The sequence below is a fragment of the Halococcus morrhuae DSM 1307 genome, from assembly GCF_000336695.1.
GTDB lineage: Archaea > Halobacteriota > Halobacteria > Halobacteriales > Halococcaceae > Halococcus > Halococcus morrhuae.
Genome location: NZ_AOMC01000080.1, coordinates 1 through 2,775, shown reverse-complemented (window position 1 = coordinate 2,775; position 2,775 = coordinate 1). Strand labels below are relative to the sequence as shown.

Sequence of the window (2,775 nt, the reverse complement as noted above, 5' to 3'; positions counted from 1 at the left end):
GTCGCAAACGTTCCATACCGCAAGAAGGCGTCCAATTCCCCTGAACTCAGCGGTAGAATCACCGGACGGAACCGGCGATCAACAGAGCATGAAATTTCGAGGGTCGTCTGACGTGCTGGCCATGAGTTGTTCCAAGCGAACACAGTACAGATACAGTGATAAATGCACCTGCGTCAGGTGGTTTCTCTCGACAAATACTGCCCGCTTCGGCTGAAAGGGAGTTACTGATCGTCAGACGTCTCGCCCTGATCTCGGCCTGATCGAACCTCTGCGAACGCGACGTTCTCGCGGACTTCTGTGATCTCGACGGTCACTTCGTCGCCGGGACGCGCTCCCGGGACGATCAGCACGTATCCACGATCGGTTTTTGCTATCCCATCACCCTGATCGCCCAACGACTCGATGGTCACCTCGCGGATCGCTCCCTGAGACACTGGTGGCTTCGAAGTCGCTGAAGTTGCCGAATTCGTCGATGGGTCTTGCTGGTCGTCGCTTCCCGCGGGCGCTGCATCCTCGAGGATCACCACTCGATAGGTCTCGCCGGCCGTAATCGCTCCCACGTCGAGCTCCTTCTTTGGTACCTCGATACTGTAGGAATCGCCTGCCTCGGTGACTGAATCGGTGAATAGACACGCCAGTCGATCGGGTATCTCGACCATTAGACGTGCTCACCGCCGTCATCGGTCACCATTACTCCCGAGGAATTGCTATCGAAAGCGCGCGGCCGAGGAACTGAAACACTACGCATGGGCTATCAGATCTCCGGCGAAACGTATTGGTCTTCCCACTCACGACGGGCCTCGATCTCCCGATAACCCCGTTGCGTCACCTGATAGTAGTTCGTTCGCCGGTCGAGCTGGCCCTTTTCGATCAACCCTTTCTCAACGAGCGTGTCGAGATTCGGATAGAGTCGTCCGTGGTGGATTTGACTCTCGTAATACTGTTCGAGTTCGTCTTTGAGCGCAAGACCATGCGGTTCGTCCTCGCTGGCAGCAACGTACAGCAGATCCCGCTGGAAGCCAGTCAGATCGTACATATATCGAAGGTGGTTATTCTAGCAGTAAAATATATCGATAGACGGATAACGAATGAGCCATCCGGCATGATTCACTCTCCAAACCCGTCGAAAACTGCTCGAAGGAGGCATTGTACACGTGAAATCCAGAGATCATTCATCTAACCCACGCTCTCCCAACGTCTCGAACGATCGTCCGCAACGCAAATTTCGAATGTAGGGCGATAGAATGAAGTTCCAAGGGTTAACCGTCTCTACTATGCCAGATTGTCTAAATTGTGGCGAATTCGTCACCGAGCAGTACGTTCGCGTGTTCGCCCCGACTGAGATGGACACCGTGCGCGTCTGCCCGAACTGTCCTGACATGGTTCGGGAAGGAAATGACGTACGCGAGGCAAAATCATCTCGGCAGTAACCGCTGATCGCTCACCTCACTAGTGATCGGATGGCGAACCCTGAGCGAGGATCCATATCTCGTCTCAGTAGGGTGAATTCGTACTCGATAGCTCCCGCTCGTCTTCGTATGGGTCTTCGATTCGTTCCTCATAGGCTGGTTCGCCGACTCTGTTTCCGTCTTCGTCCAACCGATACGCGGTCACGTCGCAGTGCGTCAGACCTGCTATGGCGTCGCCGACTACCGATGGAAGTTCAGTCGGCCCTGATTCGATTTCCATCGTCATATCATCGTTGTCACCCGATCGTTCAACGATGACGCGATACCGTTCTCGTTCTCTCTCGGCGAACCGTCCCATGCATCTCGTTGCGTACGAATGAGTGTAAAAGTTAGTGCCTAATGCTGTCTCTCGGCAGCACGAAGGGTTTTCATAGACAAAAGGGGTGAGGGATATCTCAATTCAGCATCTTCTAACCAGTCTGCCCAGAAAGGCTAATGGCTAAGATAATTTCTGAAGATCAAGGAACTTCTCACACCAGTTGTTTGCGTAGCTGATTCGGCGAGTGATTTGTTCGAAAACATCCTTGACAAGAGATTTGAATTCGCTCTCATTCTCTACGATGATTGGACACATCGTCCACTTGAGGTAGTCCCACACTTTCTCGATTGGGTTGAGATGCGGCGATCCTGACGGTAAGAAGATGAGATCGATGCCGAGTTGATGCGCACGCTTGCGCGTGTACGCGCAAACGTGCGATCCGTGCTTGTCCAGGACGAGCAGAATCCGCTTGCCGGGATTCTGCTCGCGGACCGACTCTAACACCTCGCAAATACGTTCTTTCGTCTCGTCTTCGGTGAACCTCACGACACTCTCTCCGTTGAGCGCGTAGAATCCGACCGCAGAGTCCTCAGTTTTGACCAACGGGCGTTCAACGTGTGGATCGTCGACGTACCAGACACGTCGTGAATTATCGTACGGCTGAGGATGTGAAGCATCAAAGAATCCAATCACGGTGCCGCCATCAGTGCAGACGTCCTCGTCGACGATCCATCCTTCCTCGTCATCACCCACGCGTTTGTTGTGTGGCTGCTCGTCCTCGTCGAGCGCGTCATCGACGCGCTCTTCGAGGATTTCGTCTGGGTTCTCCGGCTGATATGGACGCTTTGGCCGTGGTTTCGCATACGAGAGCCCAAGATCTCGGAGGAACGCACCGAGATAATCTGGATGGTACTCAACATCGAATTCGTCCATGAGAAGATGCTGAACCTCTTGTGATTTTGCTCTGTTGATCGACAGACAGCGAAGGGGTGGGGTAGCTGAATACACCTCTTAGCGGCTCTAACCGACGATTCGACGTGACACACG

4 protein-coding genes and 1 pseudogene are annotated in these 2,775 nt (G+C 53.7%); 1 reads left to right on the top strand and 4 read right to left on the bottom strand.

The window, feature by feature from the left end; genetic code table 11:
- Positions 1–221: 221 nt before the first annotated feature.
- A complete protein-coding gene (locus C448_RS05525; protein ID WP_004052511.1) occupies positions 222–659 on the bottom strand; it encodes a TRAM domain-containing protein in 438 nt (145 codons plus the stop codon).
- 95 nt (positions 660–754) lie between these two features.
- Positions 755–1,036: a PadR family transcriptional regulator gene (locus tag C448_RS05520; RefSeq protein WP_004052496.1), complete on the bottom strand. Its 282-nt coding sequence runs from the start codon at positions 1,034–1,036 to the stop codon at positions 755–757.
- A 238-nt stretch (positions 1,037–1,274) separates the two neighbouring features.
- Between C448_RS05520 and C448_RS17185 the strand changes: the two genes are divergently transcribed.
- Positions 1,275–1,430: a DUF7563 family protein gene (locus tag C448_RS17185; RefSeq protein ID WP_455429050.1), complete on the top strand. Its 156-nt coding sequence runs from the start codon at positions 1,275–1,277 to the stop codon at positions 1,428–1,430.
- 64 nt (positions 1,431–1,494) lie between these two features.
- Here the strand turns inward: C448_RS17185 and C448_RS05515 are convergent, their stop codons facing one another.
- Positions 1,495–1,767 carry a hypothetical protein gene (locus C448_RS05515; protein ID WP_004052494.1) on the bottom strand — a complete coding sequence of 91 codons (273 nt, stop codon included), beginning with the start codon at positions 1,765–1,767 and terminating at the stop codon, positions 1,495–1,497.
- A 141-nt stretch (positions 1,768–1,908) separates the two neighbouring features.
- A pseudogene (locus tag C448_RS05510) lies at positions 1,909–2,688 on the bottom strand (IS630 family transposase); the annotation flags it as partial.
- Positions 2,689–2,775: the final 87 nt, after the last annotated feature.

What these genes read in the sequence shown, in the direction of transcription:
- C448_RS05525 (WP_004052511.1), bottom strand. Translation starts at nt 659, where the DNA reads ATGGTCGAGATACCCGATCGACTGGCGTGTCTATTCACCGATTCAGTC.
- C448_RS05520 (WP_004052496.1), bottom strand. Translation starts at nt 1,036, where the DNA reads ATGTACGATCTGACTGGCTTCCAGCGGGATCTGCTGTACGTTGCTGCC.
- C448_RS05515 (WP_004052494.1), bottom strand. Translation starts at nt 1,767, where the DNA reads ATGGGACGGTTCGCCGAGAGAGAACGAGAACGGTATCGCGTCATCGTT.
- C448_RS17185 (WP_455429050.1), top strand. Translation starts at nt 1,275, where the DNA reads ATGCCAGATTGTCTAAATTGTGGCGAATTCGTCACCGAGCAGTACGTT.